Below are 18,353 nucleotides of genomic sequence, written 5' to 3'. Positions count from 1 at the left end.
TTAAAAATTACTCTTCCGCTTTAACAAGCAAATTTTTGGAAAGGGTGTCGGATTGCATTCCGGTAAAAATACCCAATCCATTGGTAACATTTGTCGGCGCATTTGTTAAATTTTGTGAAGATTTGCTCGTATTGTTGAGCATATCCAGGTATTCCTGGTTTACCCGCGTCACAATCACCTTATAAATTCCATAATATTTAAATGTACGCGCATTCAGTTCAAATTCTGCTGCTTTAACCGCATTCAGTTCTACACTGGTAGAGGTGTCGCTGTTAAATCGGTCAGAGATCAGGGATTTCCAGGTTTCCTGGTACCTGAATACTACAATATGATTATCTGCGTAAGGATTGTTCCAGCGGATATATACAGGAATAAAAGCCGTTTCTGTACTGCCAAAGGTCATTTTGGGGATAATCACCGTATCTGCCGAGCTGGTAATGCCCGAAGGTTTCCCCGGCACCACCGTAGTCGCGGATACAGGGAGGCCATTGTAGGTAAATGATAGAGTATAGCTGCCATTAGTTTTGATAAAACTGCTGTCGTTCAGGATATAGTGCCCGGCCTTATCTTCGGTCAGGGTTTTTGTGCTGCTGCCATCCGATATGCTTAGTGTTAAGCCCGAAATCGCCGTGCCGTAGGCGTTGGTATCTACAAGTGCTTTTTGCAGCGATACCCTGATCTGTACAATTTTATTGGGCATAAGATAGCCCTCTACTACAGGCAGAGCACTGTAATCTGCTGAGGAACCGTCTTTCTTACATGCTGCTGCGAACAGGAGCAGTATCGCTATACTGCTGAATATGATGTTTTTATAATTTGTTACCATTTTAAGCTCAACGTTAAGTTAGGTGTAAATCCCAGGTAGTTTACATCGGTAGAAATCACCTGGTTTCCCTGGATAGAATACTCGCGGTACCAGGTGTTCGACCGGTTATAGATATTGAAGAAAGAGAAGCCGATGCTGCCGATCTTCTTCGTATTGGTTTTGATCAGATCGTAGGTAATCGCAGCATCCAACCGGTGATAGGCCCTGAAGCGCTCGGTGTTTTTACCACTGATCACGAAATAAGTTTCTGTACCTGATCCCGCTTTGTTGATCGTGTAGCTACCCACGGGCGCCGTATAAGGACGTCCACTGGCATAGATCCAGGTAGCCGAGAATGTCCATCGCCCCTCCTGGTACATGTTGATGGACTTAAACTCGTTGCGTACATCCTGCGCAGCAGGAAAATAATCCGTACCATATACATCAAATTGGTTAAAGGCACTTGCCAGCGTGTAGCCTACCCATCCGGTATACTGACCCGCTTTTTTCTGAACCATAAATTCAATTCCCTTAGCGTATCCCTTGCCATTATAAAAATTCTGCTCCAGCGTAACCGTAGAATTTGGATTGCCCATGCCACCTGTACCTGTCTGCCGTAGTGAATATTCCGTGAGATCACTCAGGCGTTTGTAATAACCTTCTATGCTGAACAGGAACTTATTTGTTTCATAACTTGCACCCAGGATATAGTGGATTGCACTTTGGACAGGGATGCTGCTGCCATTGGCCAGCACCCAGAAATCCTTACTGCCGGAAAGGATATCTTCGCGTACCACCCTATTGGTAAACTGATAAAAACGACCTGTGGCTGCTTTCAGCATCAGCTTGTCGCTGAGGGCATAACTCGCAGAGAACCGTGGTTCGATGTAGTTTTTACGTGTGAGATCATAATGCGTATACCTCAGACCCGGAGTCAGCCTCAGCGCACCGAAGTTCTGCTCCAGCTCCAGGTATCCACCTGCGGTCAGCGCCCGGTTATTCTGGTCGATCAACCTCGTTGTATCATTCTGCTTGTAATCGTATTTCACCCCCTGCCTCGAGGCGAAAGCTCCAAACAGGATTTTTCCCGTATTGCTGATCTCCAGTTCCCAGTCAGATTTCGCAGTGATATCCCGCAGGTTATTGTTCTCTATCGTACCACTGCTGGTATTGGCCGTCGTCCCTGTAGAGTCTGTGATTGAGCTGGCCATGCCCCTGTTACGCTCACTGAAGAACCTGGAATAACTGACCAGCGTATGCGATTGCAGCTTGTCACTCCACTTCCTCGACCATCTGGCACTCGATCCTACGTTACCATAGGTTGTCAGATCCGTAATGCTCGAGCTATTTACAGAACTTGCCAGCGCAGTTGGGATCCCCAGGTCGTGACTGTTGTCCATCTTGTCCTTTCCGCTGTAAAAACTCAGCGAGAACGTATTTTTGTCGTCCGGCCTGAAAGTATATTTCCCATTGAGGTCATAAAACCAGGAAGAAACCTGCGTCTGGAAGTTGGCCATTCCCCTGCCACCACCACCGGGACCGCCAAATCCACCAGCCCCGCCAGAGGTGGCCGTCGTCGTGTTGGTCAGCTTGTTAAAAATCTTGTTATATAGGGGTCCCTGATAAGATCTTCTTAAGCTGAACAGCAGCGAAGATTTATCACCTACCGGCGTTTCGCCATAGATATTCACACTCAGCAAACTCAGGTCTACGCCAAATCCAGCCGTTTTACTGCTGCCATCCTTACCCGCAATATCCGTCACACTGGAAAGCCGCCCTCCAAATCTCGAAGAAAAACCACCTTTGTACATCTGCACATCCTTCACCGCATTTACGTTAAAGGCGCTGTAGAAGCCATAAAGGTGGTCCACCTGGTAAACGGTGAAACCATCAAAGAGCACCAGGTTCTGGTCGGGCGTACCACCCCGCACATAGGCACCTGAAGAAGATTCGTTACTTCCGCTGATACCAGGCATCAGCTGGAAAGCCCGCAGGATATCCCTTTCTCCGATGTTGGGCAGCACTGCCAGTTTTGCCGGCGTCAGCTGGATTACACTCACCTTACGCGTATCTGTGTTCATCACACCTTCCTTTTTCTCCCCGCTGATCACCACCTCATGCAGCGTCTTATCAGTGCTCATCCCTACAGGTTCGTTGTTGGTGGTCAGCGGCTTAAGTACCTCAGCCCTCTTTACTGACTCCTCAGTAAAACCCTGCTTTTCCTCTGCTGCCAAGGCCGGTTTCATCGCCTCTGGCGGCATCCTCCGCAGCCGCGTGATATCCTCAGGCTTTACCAGGATAAAATAGGTACCATCAGGCTGTTTGGCATAATAGATATCATTGGCGCGGCAGATGCCACGGATGATATCCTTCACCTTATCCTGAAAATAGTGGTCGCTCACACTGTATCTGTGCATCTGCGGGCGGTCGAATACAAACCTGATCTTGTAGCTGGCCGCAAACTCATCCAGCACTTCGTCCAGTGGTGCAGTGATAAACTTATTGACCCGCGCAGTATCGTTATGGAACTCCGGCCCGTTCTGGGCTTTGGCCTGCTGTATGGAAATGAGGCCATAAAACAATGGTAATAGTAAATAAAATCTCTTCATAAAGGGGTTTAATATTTCCCTAAATTCCAGAAATATGTACCCTGCTAATTGTTACGAAATGTTAAATGAGGCAGAAGGGGAAAATTGTAAGATGACCGGCAGAAAAACAGAGATTAAATATTTATTTTAGCTTATTATTGCGGAAGATGGAAAAAGATCAAAAGATCCTCGAGATGAGCAGCCTGCTTTGGAAAGAAGCTTTGCCCCATATCTCCGTAGACAGCGTTGTCTTTGGTTTCAATGAAAACCAGCTGAAAGTTCTGTTGGTAAGAATGGCTACAGGCAAGGACTGGCTGTTGCCCGGTGGCTATGTTTTCAAGAAAGAAAACCTTGATGATGCAGCGCAACGGGTCCTGAAAGAACGTACCGGCGCCGAACGGATTTACCTGCAGGAGTTTGGAGTATTTGGCAATACCAGCCGCTCTGAAGAGTATTTTAAGCAGTATGAAGAAAGCCTCTGGCATAAACAGCGATTTATTTCCATCGGTTTCTACGCCCTGGTAGACTACACACAAGTGAACCTGGAGATCGATCATTACAGTGATAGCTGTGAATGGAAATCCATTGAAGAGATGCCGCCACTGGCGATGGACCATCAGGAAATTTTTGATACTGCCCTCACCGTCTTACGGCAGCAGCTGAGCTACAAACCTATCGGGATGAACCTTCTGCCCGAACGTTTTACCATGTCAGATCTGCAGCATCTCTATGAAACCATCCTGGGCAGGAAACTAAACCGGGGGAACTTTTACCGCAGGATTATGCGTTTTGATGTGCTCATCAAACATGAGGACCAGCGTAAAGGCGGGGCGCATAAATCACCCAACCTTTACAGCTTCGACCCTGATAAATATCATGCCTCCCTGCAGGGGCTCGACTGGTAGTACATTACTTCCATCCTCCGCCCAATGCGCGGTACAGATTAACCACAGCCTGCAGCTTTTGCAGCTGGTCACTCACGGCACTCAGCTGAGCTGCCAGCAGACTCTGCTCCGAGGTTAATACATCCGTATAGTTTGTGGCCGAGGTGTAACGCAGCAGTTCCTGTGTGTAATCCACCGCTTTGCTCAGTGCGGCAATCTGTTTGGCCCGCGAGCTCTGCTTGGCCGAAGCCTGCTGATAAGCAAACAGCGAATTGGAAACCTCCTGCCCCGCTACCAGCAAAGTCTGCTGATAGCTATTCATCGCCTGGATCTGTTGGGATTGCGCTGTGGTCAGCCTTGCCTTATTGATCCCCTGGTTAAAGATCGGCTGCGTCAGGCCACCTACCAGCGAGTAGAAAATCGACTGATCAAAGAAGTTTTTCAGCTGCAGCGTAGATAATCCCCCGTTTGCCGTTAACGTTAAGCTCGGGTAAAAATACGTCCTTGCGAGATTGGTATTTTCAAAGGAGCTCCTGAATGCCAGTTCTGCCTGCTCCACATCTGGGCGGTTATGCAGTAACTGTGATGGCAGTCCGAGCGACAGGTTTGTCGGTACCACCTGATTGTCCATATTGCCCCTGTCGATTGGACCAGGAGTCTGTGCCAGCAATATACTCAGCGCATTTTCCGTCTCACGGATGCTCTGTTTGAGATCCGGGATCGTCACCTCAGTAGCATACTGGTTTGCTTCACTTTGCACTACGGCCGCTCCGGTAACTACAGCACCCTCTTTCAGCTCCTTGATGGTAGCTACACTGGCAATCCTGTTTTTCAGCGTTTCCTCCGTAATTTTCAATTGCTTATCCAGCGACAGCAGTGTAAAGTAATTGTTGGCGATATCAGCAATCAGCTGTGTCTGCACCGCTTTTCGCGCTGCATCCGTGCCCAGGTAACTCGCCAGGGCTGCCCTTTTCGAGCTGCTCAGTTTTCCCCAGATATCAGCTTCCCAACTCGTACTCAGGTACAGACGGTAGGTATCCGTCAGCGTATTGATATTGATCCCCGCCGGAAAATTCAGTGCAGATAAAGAGGATTTTGTCCTCGTATAATCTGCATTGGCACTCAGCGTTGGCAGATAAGCCAGTTTACTTTGTTTGAGCGTAGCCTGGGCCTGTGCGATGTTCTGGATCGCATTTTTGAGATCCACATTCTGATCCAGACCTCTCTGGATCAGGGCCTTCAGCTTCTCATCAGAGAACAGACTTTGCCAGGGCATATCCGCCATGCTTACAGAATCTGCAGCATCCTGGTCGCGGTATAAGCCATCCGTTTTTAGCTCCGGACTTTTATAAGTTTTGGTTACCGAGCAGGCACTAAAAAGTGAAGCCGCTATCAGTAATCCGAATACCTGTTTGCTATATCTATGATTCATGTGATGTCGTTATTGTTGATGATTGATCTGCTTCTTCTTCCTCCTCGTCTTCGTCGTAGCCATTTTTTGCCGGACCGGAGATTTTTTCCTGCAGCGACTGGAAGATGATAAACAGCACAGGAATGGCAAAGACGCCGATGATTGTACCGATCAGCATCCCGCCTACAGCACCTGTACCGATCGATTTATTACCTACAGCTCCCGCTCCCGTGGAGAACATCAGCGGCAGCAGTCCGAAGATAAAGGCAAAGGAGGTCATCAGAATTGGCCTCAGACGTGCTACAGCACCTTCTATTGCAGATTTCACGATGCCCATCCCGTTTCTTCTCCTGTCCAGCGCAAACTCTACGATCAGGATTCCGTTTTTCGCCAGCAAACCAATCAGCATGATCAAAGAGATCTGCAGATAGATATTACTGTTGAGTTTAAAGATGATCGAGAACAGGTAAGCTCCGGCAAGACCAAAGGGAATGGCCAGCAGCACCGCAAATGGAAGAATATAACTTTCGTACTGCGCACTGAGCAGGAAGTACACAAATACCAGACAGAGGATAAAAATGAAGATCGTTTCACTACCCGATGCCAGCTCTTCGCGCGTCAGCCCTGAGAACTCAAACCCATAACCGGCGGGCAGCTCTGCAGCCACCTCCTGAATGGCCTTGATTGCATCTCCCGAGCTGTAACCCACATTTGGAGATCCCGTAATGGCGATCGAACTAAATAAGTTAAACCTCGAAATAGATTCAGGGCCGAATACCCTGCGCATTTTGATGAACTCCGTAATTGGCGCCATGGTGCCTGCTGTATTGCGCACAAAGATCTTGCTCAGGCCTTCAGGGTTCATCCTGTATTCTTCCGAGGCCTGTACCATCACCCGGTACTGCTTTCCAAACTGATTGTAGTTTGAGGCGTACAGACCACCATAGTATCCCTGCATTGTTTGCAGAATAGAATTTACCGTCACCCCTGCCTCTTTCGCTTTTTCCAGATCCACATCCATCATATACTGAGGAAAGTTCGGGTTAAAAGGCGTTGTCGCATACTGGATCTCTTTTCGTTGCGACAGCTTTGCAAGAAACTCATTGTTCACCTTAAAGAAGTCGGCCGTACTGTGTGCGGTTTTATCCTGCAGCTGGAACTCAAAACCACCACTCTGCCCAAAACCCTGGATGGTAGGCGGCGAGATAAAGAAAATACTCGCTTCACGGATGCCGGCAGTTTTTTTGAACAGATCGCCCACCACATCATCCACCGTACGTTTACGTTCATCCCATATCTTTAAGCGCACAATTACCATGCTGTAGGCACTTCCGGCCCCTGCCGTAAAGTTTTGTCCCACGATACGCAGCGTGTTGCTCACTTCCGGAATTGTATGAGCAATACTGTCCACCTGTTTCGATAAAGCCGTAGAGCGCTCCATAGATGAGGATGGCGGCAGACTGATATTGGCAAAGATAGTTCCCTGATCTTCTGCGGGTACAAAAGCCGAAGGCGTCGTTTTCATCATATAGAACAAACCGGCCCCTGAAATGACCACAGCACCCAGTACAATCCATTTTTTTACCGACAGGAACTCCACAGAACGTTTGTACCGCTGCGTGATATTATCAAATGCAACGTTAAAGGCAGTATAAAAGCGCTGGATAAAGCTCTGGTGTTTGTGATCATCCGCATGCGGCTTGAGCAACAAGGCACATAACGCCGGACTCAGCGTTAGTGCATTCACTGCCGAAAGGATAATCGAAACGGCCAGCGTTACCCCAAATTGTTTGTAGAAAACACCCGTTGATCCTGTGATGAACGTAACCGGGATAAACACTGCGGCCATGACCAGTGTAATCGAAATGATAGCCCCGGAAATCTCGTCCATCGCATGGATCGTCGCTTTTCTGGCCGACTTATACCCATGATCAAGTTTTGCATGGACGGCCTCTACCACCACAATCGCGTCATCCACTACGATACCGATTGCGAGCACCAGTGCAAAGAGCGTCAGCAGGTTGATCGTGAACCCAAATAAATTCAGGAAGAAAAACGTTCCTACAATCGCCACCGGAACCGCTATTGCCGGCACCAGGGTCGACCTGAAATCCTGCAGGAAGATAAACACCACAATAAATACCAGGATAAAGGCTTCCACGAGCGTGTGAATTACCTTTTCAATTGAGGCATCCAGATTCTCATTCACGTCTACCATATAGGTATACTTAATCCCTTTGGGGAAAGTCTTCGAAGCCTCTTCAATGATCTTTTTGGAATTGTTGATCACATCCCTGGCGTTGGAACCCGGCGTCTGACTGATGGCCATACCTACCGCTTCCCTGCCGTTCATGGAGATCGTAGAGGAATAAGTCAACGAACCCAGTTCTACCTTTGCCACATCTTTGAGTCGCAACACCTGCCCCTGACCTACGGACTTGATGATCATGTTTCCAAACTCTGCCGGCTGCGTTAAGCGTCCTTTATACTTAATGACATATTGAAATGCCTGATTACTGTTCTCACCAAATTTTCCCGGTGCGGCCTCAATATTCTGTTCTGCCAGCACCGTAGAAATATCACTGGGTATCAAACCATACTGCTGCATGATATCCGGTTTCAGCCAGATCCGCATCGAGTAATCTTTGGAACCAAAAACCGTTGCATCCCCTACACCCGTTACCCTTTGGATTGCCGGCACCAGGTTGATCTTGGCATAGTTCTGCAGAAAAGTCTGGTCGTAGGTTTTATCCTCACTGTACAGCGAGAAGATCAGCAGGTTACTACTCTGGCTTTTCGTCACCGTTACCCCTGCCTGAGTCACCTCTGAAGGCAGCAGGCTCGTTGCCCGTGACACCCTGTTCTGCACGTTAACCGCTGCGAGATCCGGGTCTGTACCCACTTTAAAGAAGATCTTGATGCTTGCTGCCCCGTCGTTTGTTGCCGTGGAAGTCATGTAGGTCATGTTTTCCACCCCATTGATCTGCTCCTCGAGCGGGATAATAATACTTTTCAAAACCACATCGGCATTGGCACCGGTATAACTGGCGGCCACATTCACCGTCGGTGGTGCAATATCCGGATACTGCGCAATAGGCAGCGAAGTGAGTCCGAGTACCCCCAGAATAACGATGATCACCGAGATCACCGTGGAGAGAACTGGTCTCTGTATAAATATTTTAAACATCTGCTTTTATTTTAAGTCTGCATAAACAGCATCTGCCTGCTGCACATTTGCTTTGATCTGCGTACCATCTTTTAGCGTCGCTACCCCTTCGAGCGCCACCTGATCACCTGCCTTGAGCCCGCTTTCCACGATATAATAGTTTCCGGGAGTATTCTCCATCACCGTGATAGCCACCGTTTTGGTTTTACCATCCTTATCTACCACCACCGCAAAACGCTTATCCTGCAATTCGTAGGTTGCGCTTTGAGGAATCAGAATCGCATCCTTCACCGCATTGGGGATCCTCACGGTAGTACTGCTGCCACTTCTGATCACACCCTGTGCATTGGGGAAGCGCGCGCGGATATTTGCTGAACCTGTGGCCGTATTGATCAGCCCGTTTACCGTTTCAATACGCCCCTGTTCCCTGTACAGCGAGCCATCCGAGAGCAATAGCGATACTTTTGGCATTTTGGCGATCTTCTGCGAAAAGGTGGTTCCGGTGCTGTCTTTTGTAAATTCAAGCAGCAGTTTCTCGTTCAGTGCAAAGTAGGCATAGACATTTCCGATGCTGGAAACCGTGGTCAGCGGATCCGTATTGCTGGAATTGACCAGACTACCCAGCCGGAAGGGAATCGATCCCACTACCCCATTTACAGGGCTCGTCACTGTTGTATAACTTAAGTTGGTCTGTGCGTTTACCAGCGCTGCTTTCGCAGAGGCGAGGCTGGCCAGTGCAGACTTATAGGTATATTGTGCGGATTCAAGTTCATATTTGCTGACGATCTCCTTCTGCACCAGTGGTGTCACCTTCACCACCGCCAGCTTCGCAGTACTTACCTGCGCCTCTGCGGTTTTGATACCTGCATTGGCGGTACGTACAGCCTGCTCATACTGAGGATCATTAATTTTGAACAGCGGCTGGCCTTTTTTGACGACTGCGCCCTCATCCACATAGATTTTCTCCAGATAACCTTCAATCCGCGGTCTGATCTCTATATTTTCCTGACCCTGGATACTCGCCGGAAAATCTGTGTTTAGCGTAGCCGAGCGGGGCTGAAGCGTTAGCACTTTATATTCTTGTACCTGCGCGGCACCTGCCTGTCCGGCCTGCTCTTTGTTGTTTCCGCCGCATGAGGCGAGGGTGATTCCTGTGAGGAGCAGGAGCCCCATCTGTATGTTCATCTTCATATGTGTGTTTTCTTCGTCAGCGATTGCATGTACAGCAAATCAACCAAATAAAAAAAACAGGGAAAGTCATACTAGACGAAGATGGAGAATATACCGACGAACATGGATTTTTATCCGGCGGTTCTGATTATGGGTCAGCTGCACAGGTGCTCAAATGGGGATATCCTTATATTGAGAAAAAATTGAGCTTATGAAAAATGAAGAATTCAGCTATTTCCTGGCCCGGCTACCTATTGGACTCAGCTTTTTTGGACATGGCCTGGCACGATTGCCCAAACTGGAAGCTTTCAGCCAGTGGATGGTAGGCCTGCTTAGCAAAACTTTCTTACCTGCTTCACTCGTACATGCTTTTGGCTTTATACTGCCTGTCCTGGAGTTGATTGTGGGGATATTTATTCTGATCGGCTTATTTACAAGGGCCGGAATTTTACTGGGATTTATCCTGATCCTCATCCTGATTTTCGGGTCTTCACTGATAGAAAGCTGGGAAAGCGTATTTATCCAGATGATTTACGGAGCTTACCTGGCCGTGCTGCACAGGTATTTACCTTACAACCGCGCGTCATTTGACCATGCCATGCGGTTGTAAGGGAAAGATTAGTTTTTTAGTAGATGCGGCAGGAGCAGTTTGTTCCAGATCGCATATCCGGAGCCGTTCATGTGCAGCATATCTTCTTTAAAAAGATGTGGCTGCATAGCTCCGTTTTTGTCCAGCATCGGCTTATAAACATCTATAAAGGTAATGTGCTGCTGACTTTTAATATAAGCACTGATCAGGCGGTTGGCCTCAAGCGCTTTAGCCTGGTATTGTTTTCTTGAAGGGCTTCCCTTGATAGATATATATACGATAGGCGTATTGGGAAGCTTTGCCCTGATACCAGTATATAGTTTTTTAAAATCGTTAAAGACTGTTGCCGCATCGGGAGATTTCAGCAGGTCGTTCTCCCCTACATAGATCACCAGTTGTTTGGGCTTGTACGGAAAAACAAGATCATCCAGGTATCGGTCTACATCTGCCGTAACCGCACCTCCTATCGCCCTGTTGAGCACAGGATAGTTTTTAAAGGTCTTCGCAAAATCCACCCAGAGGCGAATAGAAGAACTGCCGATAAAGAGTATTGGATTTGCGGGAGGCGCGTAAATCCTGTCGTACGCTTTAATCACATTTACATCATCCTGGAAAGGCGCTTTTTCCTGTGCGGATATAGAACTGCCGACCGATATCAGCAGCAGAAGGGGAAGCAATGTTTTGAGTAAGTTTTGTAGTTTTTTCATCAGTTAGAATTATTGTGTTTCGGCAAATCATTATTTTGTCATTTTCAGATACCAGATTGACTAATCTTCCCTGATATCTTACATTTGACCAAAATGCATATTTAGTCAGCATAAAACAAAAACAATTTTCCTGTTTTGATGCTTTCTTAATATAGGTTCAATATAATAATGATTTAAATTATATTTGGCAGCATCAATAACAACGAATGGATCCGAACTCAGACAATCCCAATATACAGCCTACCAAATACGTAGTTTCCAAAAAGCTGGACGATATATTTCTCACAGTTTACGACATATACCAGTTTATCCTCCGTTTTTTTAAGGAAGTATTCCTTCCTCCATATGAGTTTAAAGAAATCATCCATCAGTGTTATGAGGTAGGTTTTAAATCCCTTCCGCTTATCTCACTGACGGGTTTCATCACCGGAGTGGTGTTTACCAACCAGTCGAGACCCTCACTGGCCAACTTTGGCGCTACCTCATGGCTGCCTTCGCTGATCTCCATCGCGATTGTGCGTGCCCTCGCTCCTCTGGTTACCGCATTGATTGCCGCCGGAAAAGTGGGCTCCAATATGGGTGCTGAACTCGGTTCAATGAAAGTTACAGAACAGATTGATGCTATGGAAGTATCGGCAACCAATCCTTTCAAATATCTGGTAGTAAGCAGAATACTGGCCACTACGTTTATGATTCCTTTACTGGTGATGTATACTGCATTTGTGGCTTTGATGGGCGCTTATCTGAGTGTACATACCAATGAGCAAACCAGCTTTGCCATGTTTTTCTCACAGGTATTTGACTCACTGAGTTTCCTGGATCTGTTCAGTACTTCCTTTAAATCTACCGTATTTGGGTTTACCATAGGTGTTGTTGGCTGTTATTGTGGCTACAACTCTACCAAAGGTACTGAAGGTGTAGGTAAAGCCGCCAACTCTGCGGTAGTGGCCGCCATGTTCCTGATCTTCGTAGAAGAGATCGTTATTGTTGCAATCGTAAATGCATTCCGTTAAGCCATCATGATACAAGCAGAGAAAGCAATAGATAAAAACAACCCTGTCATTTCTATCAGGGGATTACAAAAAGCATTCGGAAGCCTGCATATCCTGAGGGGTGTAGATCTGGATGTATATAAAGGAGAAAACCTCGTTGTTCTTGGCCGTTCCGGTACAGGGAAATCAGTATTGATCAAAATCATCTCCGGACTGCTCCTTCCCGATCAGGGAATGGTGAATGTGCTCGGGCAGGAAGTTGCAGAACTCCGTTCGCGCGAGCTGATGGAGCTGAGGCTTAAAGTAGGTTTCTCTTTTCAGAACAGTGCACTGTATGATAGTATGACTGTGAGGGAAAACCTGGAGTTCCCATTGGTAAGGAATTCAAGAAACCTGAAACGCAGCCAGATCAATGATGAAGTAGAAAGCGTGCTGGATGCCGTAGGTCTGCTGCAAACGATTGAGCAGATGCCTTCGGAACTTTCCGGCGGTCAAAGAAAGCGGATTGGTATTGCCAGAACGCTGATCCTGAGACCCGAGATCATGTTATATGATGAACCTACGGCGGGTCTGGATCCTATTACCTGTATTGAAATCAATAACCTGATCAACGAAGTTCAGGAAAAATATAAAACAACAGCGATCATTATTACACACGATCTGACTTGTGCCAAGGAAACTGGCGACAGAATTGCTATGCTACTGGACGGACAATTTGCGATACAGGGAACCTTTGAGGAGGTCTTTGCGAGTGAAGATGCCCGTGTTCAATCTTTTTACAATTATAACTTTACAAAATAAATGAGCGCTTCAGAAAACAAAAGGTCAATTATAGTAGGAATTTTCATCGTCATCGGTGTAATTATCTTTATTGCAGGTGTCCTTACTTTGGGAGGAAAACAAAAACGATTTGTCAGCAGTATTACTCTCAAAGCGATATTTAACAACGTAAACGGGATTACAGCGGGTAATAACGTGTTTTTCTCGGGTGTTAAAATTGGTACAGTAAGCAAAGTTGCTTTCTATGGCAATGCCCAGGTAGAGGTAACGCTGCACGTTGAAGAAAAAGCACAGCAGTATATCCATAAAAACTCACTGGCGAAATTAAGCTCTGAAGGATTTATAGGAAATAAGATGATCGAAATCATCGCAGGTCCGGCGGGCACACCGGTTGTGGAAGATGGCGACAGACTGGATGTGGCAGCTGCACTCGGTCCGGATGATATCATGAAGACACTACAGGACAACAACAAGAACATCCTGGCGATAACCAATGATTTTAAAGTAGTTAGTACGGAAATGGTAAAAGGAAAAGGTGCCTTAGGTGCACTGCTGACAGATTCTGTAATGGCTGACCGCCTGCGCCAGATGTCGGTAAACCTGGAAAATGCTTCCGCTACCACTGCAAGGGTGACTTCAGCGATATCACAATATACTTCGAAACTGAATAACAAAGGTACACTGGCCACGGAACTACTTACAGATACAACCGTATTCAGTAACCTGAAGACAGCAGTAAAAAGTTTACAGGCTACTGCTGCTTCTGCTTCAGAGATGACAGGTAACCTAAATGCCACCAGTCAGAAACTGACTTCAGATAAAAATGCTGTCGGCGTATTGCTGAATGACGAAGCCACTGGTGCAAAATTAAAAACTACTGTCTCCAACCTGGAATCCAGCACTAAGAAACTAGATGAAAATATGGAGGCACTGCAACATAACTTCCTGCTGAGAGGTTTCTTCAGGAAAAAAGCAAAGGCTGAGGAGAAGGCTAAAGAAAAAGCTCAGGAAGAGCAACAGCAGCCTCAGTAAAAAAGGCTCAGGCAAAAAAAAAGAACTTAGCGTTTTGCTAAGTTCTTTTTTTTGCCTGTATAGATGCTACAGATCACTATCCAGCAGCGTTTCTACCGTTGCTGCTGAGATTTTTTTGTTATAGTCACTATGTGGGTTGACGATAAATTTCTCACCCTGTGCTACGCTGAAAAGATCAGTTCCGCTCATTTTTAGAAACTCTACGTCATCCTTCACGATTCCGTTATCGAAGATCCTGTCTATGGTAGTGAATAAAGGGATACTGCCGTCCTCCAGTGAGAATAACTCCACGCTGGTTCCAACTTCGAGGTATTGATAGCCGTCAGAAACATTAACGTTCACTGAAATGACGATGATCTCGTCGGTTAGTATCCGTTTGTAAAATGCGCCTTTATATGCAGGGTCCTTTACAGTCATTTCCAGAAGTTCATCGAGGCTCAGATCGTCTGTATTTCCCACCAGTTGATCGGTGGTATTCAGGTCTTCAGCATCGTTTTCCTTCTTCGACTTAAATATATCAAATAGTCCCATACTTTACATTTTGGTTTAGGTTTAGAAATGTATATCTAGTTATAACAATGATATTCAATTTTTAGTTTGAAAAAGTATACATATCCTAATTGATACAAATTTTTGGGCATAAAAAAACCGCTCAGTTTGCTGAGCGGTTTGATCATCAAATAGCTAAGATTATCCTTCGCTATCGTATTTAATGTCGTTAACGTGTTTGTCAATTTCCCATCTTCCTGTACCTGCTTCGCCGATAACGTCGAACAATTCGAGGGCACGTCTTGCTTTGTACTCTTCTTCACGTTGTTCTTTGAAGAACCAGTTAAGGAATTCGATAGTAACGTAATCCTGCTCTTTGTAGCAGTTCGCAGCGATGTTTTTCAAAGATTGAGTAACGCTGATTTCTGCATCCAATGCTTCTTCAAAAACTTCTCTGAAAGAGTTAAACTCAGTTTGGATGTTAGTTACTTCCGGAGAGATAGCGGTACCGCCCATATCCAGAACATATTTAAAGATCTTTAATTGATGTTCTCTTTCTTCTTCAGATTGTTTGAAGAAATATTCTGATGAATAATCGAATCCGTTACTGTCACACCATGATGCCATCGCAAGATATGCAGATGCAGATTGAGCTTCTTTTTTTATTTGCTGATTTAACAATGCTTCTACCTCTGTTGATAGCAGGCACTGTACGCGTGTGATGTCTTTCATATATTTTTAATTTGTAATTCTCTGTTTGACTCCTGCAAAAATAGTGCATAAAATCAACTTTACAGCATTACAACGAAATATGGAAAGATTCTAAGTCTAAAGAAGTTCAGACACTTAAGCGGTAAACACGGTCATGAATGATGCGATTTAACTCCAGCATGACAAAGGTACCTTCCAGCAGTTTTTTGAAATCAATGATCTCCAGCAAGGTCAATACATAACAATGGTCACATGCACAGATAAATACGATTTCAAGATCAGGAGTAATTTCAGAATTGAGCAACAGCGCTTCGATATCTATCGCGTAAATCGCTTTTCTCAGCTTCATGATGCTCCTGTAGTCAAAACGGGCAAGCTTGCCTACAAAGTCAATATACCAGCAATTTTCTCTGTCAGACTGGAATACAGAGCCGTTATGGGTTCTGAATACTTCTGTGAATTCTGCAACAGGTGCTTCGGTAATGACGTTTTGCATTTACTGGGATTGATTATGCTACAAATATTCACATTATTAAGACTGGATACAAATTAAATTGAAAATTATTTAGAACTATTTTACGGATGTCTCTAAAAATGGTCGCAGATGTCTATTTTTCAGGTATGCGGCCAGAGGCACATGTCTTTTTTTATACTTTCCAATCTTTCAGTTGCTGCCAGGAATGAAGCTTTGCTCAGGAAGAGGTATAGTGGTGGTTCTTCATTTTGTGCAATGCTGATCATCGCCGATGCAGTATTTCCTGCTACTGCTGGCTCTGCTGTAGTCGTGGCTTCCTCCTTTGCGAGACTGCTTCTGAACTGATCGGGCAACACTACGGTCACGTGTATACCAAAAGGTTTGGCTTCTGCAGCGAGGGATTCTGACAGGCCGGCAACGGCGAACCTGGTAGCGCAGTGGATACTTAAGCCTGAATATTTCCCGCTGCTGGCTGCTGCCGATGAGATATTAAAGATGTGACCTGATTGCTGAGGTCTGAAATGAGACATGGCGTTCCTGATGACATTCATCATCCCGAAGACATTGATTTCGAAGTTAGCCCTGGCTTGTTTGTCGCTGAACTCCTCAAACCTACCGGCCGGTTTTTGTGCAGCATTATTCACCACCACATCGATGTTGCCGAAAGTATCAGCTGCAGTTTGCAAAGATGCGATGACAGTGTCTTCCCTGGAGAGGTTTACTTCGAGCGCAAGGAAATTGGAAGAGTTATCTCGTACTGCATCTTCGAGCTCAGCTTTGCTTTCTGCAGTTGCAGCAACTCTGTAACCTGCTGCCAGTAATTGTTTTACTAAATTTAATCCCAGCCCATCAGAGGCACCCGTAACGTACCAAACTTTTGATTGATTTTCCATGATTGTAAATTTGAAAACAAATCTACTTCAGGAAGTGATGTCTTAGATTGCAACAATCAATCACATCATTACTAAATTCAAACATTCCTGAAAGAACCCGGGGTATAGGCAGTCTGTTTTTTGAAAAAGTTATTGAAATGTGCGGCCTCTTCAAAACCCAGGCAGTATCCTATTTCGGAAACGTTCCAGTCGGTATGTCTCAAAAGTGATTTTGCTTCGGCCAGCAGACGCTGTGTAATGATATCGGTTGTGGTCTTTCCTGTGGTCTCTTTAACGGATCTGTTGAGGTGATTCACATGCACGGCGAGTTTCTCCGCGAAATCCTTTGCCGAACGCATAGAGAAGCGCTGTGAGGGTGTTTCTATCGGAAACTGACGCTCGAGTAGTTCTGTAAACACAGAGGTGATCCTGGACTTGGCATCGGGATGCTGGTAAAGTGTTTCTGAAGGTTGTGATTTGAGTGCGTAATGCGTGAGCTCAGTCACGTAGTTGCGCAGCAGATCATATTTGAAAACGTACTCAGACTCAATTTCATCGAGCATCTTCGTGAAAATAGCGGATACGATGTCATCTTGCTTTTGGTCAAGGAAATAGGCAGGTTTACCGCCGTTGCTAAACATGGGCAGATCGGTGAGGCTGCCTCTGATTTTCTCGATAAAGAAGGATTCTGTAAAGATGCAGAAGAAGCCGGTGTTATTCTCTGACAGTGATTCTACGGTGTAGGCAACGTTGGGATTGAAAAACATCAGTGTTGTGCCTTCACTGGAGATGCTTTTGTCTGCGTAGTGGAATCTGTACTTTCCGCGGACAAGGCTGATTTTGTAAAAATCGCGTCTGCTGTAGGATACAGGCTTGGCATTGGGCCCCATGCATTCTTCGAGACGGAAAACATTAAAGTGCCCTACCCCATGCTGTACGATTGGTGGTGTGGTGTTAAATTTATGCTGATAAAAGTTCTCTAATGTCTGCGTCTTTTCCATAAGAATGAATTTACTAAAATTTGCTGATACAAATTTACTTTCGCTCTCTTAATTCCGATTGCGTTAATCAAACCAATAATTACAAAATTCAAACATCTACTCTGTTTTGTGGTGCAAGATCTCAATTTGGGATGGATGTGCAAAATATGCGTTTAAAAGGGCTTCAGATAAAAATTTCAGATTCATTATGAGGCATTTAAAAGATAGTTAAGGGGGATTATTTGGGTAAATGAAGTTTATTTGTACTTTTGTCGCGGAGAGTTGGCAGAGTGGTCGATTGCGGCAGTCTTGAAAACTGTTGACTTGTCAAAGGGTCCGCGGGTTCGAATCCCCCACTCTCCGCCAAAACACAAATGCTGCCCAGTTTGGGTGGCATTTTTTGTTTCAGGACTCTGTCCTTCAGGGATCAGCGAGAGTAAGGAGCTAATCCAATAATTCCTGTTAGCGCCTGTCCTCACTTTCAATACAGAATGAATCTCTCCTATGGGAAAAACATCGCTTTTACAAAAAGCGGAGTTAATAAAAAAACTCACCTAAAAAAGATCTAGATGAGTTCTGATATTCTTATTATTCTACAAATTGCTATCGAAAACTATTTTGTGACATTATCCACAAAATTGAAATAACAATTATTTCTTAGTTCCGCTCTTAACAATAGGATTAGGTCTGTAAATTGTTGGA

At 45.6% G+C, this 18,353-nt stretch carries 16 protein-coding genes and 1 tRNA gene; 6 read left to right on the top strand and 11 right to left on the bottom strand.

From position 1 onward, the window contains the following. Positions 1-7 precede the first annotated feature (7 nt). Together OQY15_RS16690 and OQY15_RS16685 are read right to left on the bottom strand one after the other, a co-directional pair. Positions 8-826 carry a DUF4249 family protein gene (locus OQY15_RS16690; RefSeq protein WP_265793019.1) on the bottom strand — a complete coding sequence of 273 codons (819 nt, stop codon included), beginning with the start codon at positions 824-826 and terminating at the stop codon, positions 8-10. Next, positions 820-3,414, bottom strand: a complete 2,595-nt coding sequence (locus OQY15_RS16685; RefSeq protein WP_265793018.1) for a TonB-dependent receptor plug domain-containing protein — start codon at positions 3,412-3,414, stop codon at positions 820-822. Before OQY15_RS16685 ends, OQY15_RS16690 begins: the two co-directional genes overlap by 7 nt. 146 nt (positions 3,415-3,560) lie before the next feature. On the opposite strand from OQY15_RS16685, the gene OQY15_RS16680 reads away from it, so the two are divergent. Then, the gene (locus OQY15_RS16680; RefSeq protein WP_265793016.1) at positions 3,561-4,298 is read left to right on the top strand and encodes an NUDIX domain-containing protein; all 738 of its coding nucleotides are present in this window, start codon (positions 3,561-3,563) and stop codon (positions 4,296-4,298) included. Between the two features lie 4 nt (positions 4,299-4,302). Here the strand turns inward: OQY15_RS16680 and OQY15_RS16675 are convergent, their stop codons facing one another. From OQY15_RS16675 to OQY15_RS16665, 3 genes are read right to left on the bottom strand one after another with little or no spacing between them, the layout of a single operon-like run. Continuing rightward, positions 4,303-5,709 (bottom strand): efflux transporter outer membrane subunit, encoded by a 1,407-nt coding sequence (locus OQY15_RS16675; protein ID WP_265793015.1) that lies wholly within the window; start codon positions 5,707-5,709, stop codon positions 4,303-4,305. Further along, the gene (locus OQY15_RS16670) at positions 5,699-8,875 is read right to left on the bottom strand and encodes an efflux RND transporter permease subunit (RefSeq protein WP_265793014.1); all 3,177 of its coding nucleotides are present in this window, start codon (positions 8,873-8,875) and stop codon (positions 5,699-5,701) included. Before OQY15_RS16670 ends, OQY15_RS16675 begins: the two co-directional genes overlap by 11 nt. A gap of 6 nt (positions 8,876-8,881) precedes the next feature. Further along, positions 8,882-10,045, bottom strand: coding sequence for an efflux RND transporter periplasmic adaptor subunit (locus tag OQY15_RS16665; RefSeq protein WP_265793013.1), 1,164 nt, complete (start codon positions 10,043-10,045; stop codon positions 8,882-8,884). Positions 10,046-10,235: 190 nt separating this feature from the next. Between OQY15_RS16665 and OQY15_RS16660 the strand changes: the two genes are divergently transcribed. After that, positions 10,236-10,634 (top strand): DoxX family membrane protein, encoded by a 399-nt coding sequence (locus OQY15_RS16660; protein WP_265793012.1) that lies wholly within the window; start codon positions 10,236-10,238, stop codon positions 10,632-10,634. A gap of 8 nt (positions 10,635-10,642) precedes the next feature. On the opposite strand, the gene OQY15_RS16655 is transcribed toward OQY15_RS16660, so the two are convergent. After that, on the bottom strand, positions 10,643-11,320 hold the full coding sequence (locus OQY15_RS16655; RefSeq protein ID WP_265793011.1) for a GDSL-type esterase/lipase family protein: 678 nt from the start codon (positions 11,318-11,320) through the stop codon (positions 10,643-10,645). Positions 11,321-11,526: 206 nt separating this feature from the next. Between OQY15_RS16655 and OQY15_RS16650 the strand changes: the two genes are divergently transcribed. From OQY15_RS16650 to OQY15_RS16640, 3 genes are read left to right on the top strand one after another with little or no spacing between them, the layout of a single operon-like run. Continuing rightward, a complete protein-coding gene (locus tag OQY15_RS16650) occupies positions 11,527-12,333 on the top strand; it encodes an ABC transporter permease (protein ID WP_265793010.1) in 807 nt (268 codons plus the stop codon). A 6-nt stretch (positions 12,334-12,339) separates the two neighbouring features. Next, positions 12,340-13,113 (top strand): ATP-binding cassette domain-containing protein, encoded by a 774-nt coding sequence (locus OQY15_RS16645; protein ID WP_265793009.1) that lies wholly within the window; start codon positions 12,340-12,342, stop codon positions 13,111-13,113. Further along, the gene (locus OQY15_RS16640) at positions 13,114-14,124 is read left to right on the top strand and encodes an MCE family protein (RefSeq protein WP_265793008.1); all 1,011 of its coding nucleotides are present in this window, start codon (positions 13,114-13,116) and stop codon (positions 14,122-14,124) included. 66 nt (positions 14,125-14,190) lie between these two features. On the opposite strand, the gene OQY15_RS16635 is transcribed toward OQY15_RS16640, so the two are convergent. From OQY15_RS16635 to OQY15_RS16615, 5 genes are all read right to left on the bottom strand, one after another. After that, positions 14,191-14,655 carry an SseB family protein gene (locus OQY15_RS16635; protein ID WP_265793007.1) on the bottom strand — a complete coding sequence of 155 codons (465 nt, stop codon included), beginning with the start codon at positions 14,653-14,655 and terminating at the stop codon, positions 14,191-14,193. Between the two features lie 159 nt (positions 14,656-14,814). Further along, entirely contained in the window at positions 14,815-15,345 is a 531-nt protein-coding gene (locus OQY15_RS16630; protein WP_265793006.1) for a ferritin, read from the bottom strand. 106 nt (positions 15,346-15,451) lie between these two features. Then, positions 15,452-15,820, bottom strand: coding sequence for a hypothetical protein (locus tag OQY15_RS16625; protein ID WP_265793005.1), 369 nt, complete (start codon positions 15,818-15,820; stop codon positions 15,452-15,454). 119 nt (positions 15,821-15,939) lie between these two features. After that, positions 15,940-16,692: an SDR family NAD(P)-dependent oxidoreductase gene (locus OQY15_RS16620; protein WP_265793004.1), complete on the bottom strand. Its 753-nt coding sequence runs from the start codon at positions 16,690-16,692 to the stop codon at positions 15,940-15,942. A gap of 77 nt (positions 16,693-16,769) precedes the next feature. Continuing rightward, complete coding sequence (locus tag OQY15_RS16615) at positions 16,770-17,672, bottom strand: helix-turn-helix transcriptional regulator (RefSeq protein ID WP_265793003.1); 903 nt, start codon at positions 17,670-17,672, stop codon at positions 16,770-16,772. A 255-nt stretch (positions 17,673-17,927) separates the two neighbouring features. Here OQY15_RS16615 and OQY15_RS16610 point away from each other — a divergent pair. Further along, positions 17,928-18,017 (top strand) — tRNA-Ser (locus OQY15_RS16610). Positions 18,018-18,353 lie beyond the last annotated feature (336 nt).

The organism is Pedobacter sp. MC2016-15 (assembly GCF_026239695.1).
Classification (GTDB): Bacteria; Bacteroidota; Bacteroidia; order Sphingobacteriales; family Sphingobacteriaceae; genus Pedobacter.
The sequence above is the reverse complement of the archived record's forward strand: the minus strand, read 5'-3'. Positions and strand labels throughout refer to the sequence as shown.

Bases quoted from the DNA above. Each gene is read 5' to 3' on its own strand.
- OQY15_RS16640 (WP_265793008.1), top strand. From the start codon at position 13,114: ATGAGCGCTTCAGAAAACAAAAGGTCAATTATAGTAGGAATTTTCATC.
- OQY15_RS16655 (WP_265793011.1), bottom strand. From the start codon at position 11,320: ATGAAAAAACTACAAAACTTACTCAAAACATTGCTTCCCCTTCTGCTG.
- OQY15_RS16690 (WP_265793019.1), bottom strand. From the start codon at position 826: ATGGTAACAAATTATAAAAACATCATATTCAGCAGTATAGCGATACTG.
- OQY15_RS16625 (WP_265793005.1), bottom strand. From the start codon at position 15,820: ATGCAAAACGTCATTACCGAAGCACCTGTTGCAGAATTCACAGAAGTA.
- OQY15_RS16620 (WP_265793004.1), bottom strand. From the start codon at position 16,692: ATGGAAAATCAATCAAAAGTTTGGTACGTTACGGGTGCCTCTGATGGG.
- OQY15_RS16665 (WP_265793013.1), bottom strand. From the start codon at position 10,045: ATGAAGATGAACATACAGATGGGGCTCCTGCTCCTCACAGGAATCACC.
- OQY15_RS16630 (WP_265793006.1), bottom strand. From the start codon at position 15,345: ATGAAAGACATCACACGCGTACAGTGCCTGCTATCAACAGAGGTAGAA.
- OQY15_RS16635 (WP_265793007.1), bottom strand. From the start codon at position 14,655: ATGGGACTATTTGATATATTTAAGTCGAAGAAGGAAAACGATGCTGAA.
- OQY15_RS16680 (WP_265793016.1), top strand. From the start codon at position 3,561: ATGGAAAAAGATCAAAAGATCCTCGAGATGAGCAGCCTGCTTTGGAAA.
- OQY15_RS16645 (WP_265793009.1), top strand. From the start codon at position 12,340: ATGATACAAGCAGAGAAAGCAATAGATAAAAACAACCCTGTCATTTCT.
- OQY15_RS16660 (WP_265793012.1), top strand. From the start codon at position 10,236: ATGAAAAATGAAGAATTCAGCTATTTCCTGGCCCGGCTACCTATTGGA.
- OQY15_RS16650 (WP_265793010.1), top strand. From the start codon at position 11,527: ATGGATCCGAACTCAGACAATCCCAATATACAGCCTACCAAATACGTA.
- OQY15_RS16670 (WP_265793014.1), bottom strand. From the start codon at position 8,875: ATGTTTAAAATATTTATACAGAGACCAGTTCTCTCCACGGTGATCTCG.
- OQY15_RS16615 (WP_265793003.1), bottom strand. From the start codon at position 17,672: ATGGAAAAGACGCAGACATTAGAGAACTTTTATCAGCATAAATTTAAC.
- OQY15_RS16675 (WP_265793015.1), bottom strand. From the start codon at position 5,709: ATGAATCATAGATATAGCAAACAGGTATTCGGATTACTGATAGCGGCT.
- OQY15_RS16685 (WP_265793018.1), bottom strand. From the start codon at position 3,414: ATGAAGAGATTTTATTTACTATTACCATTGTTTTATGGCCTCATTTCC.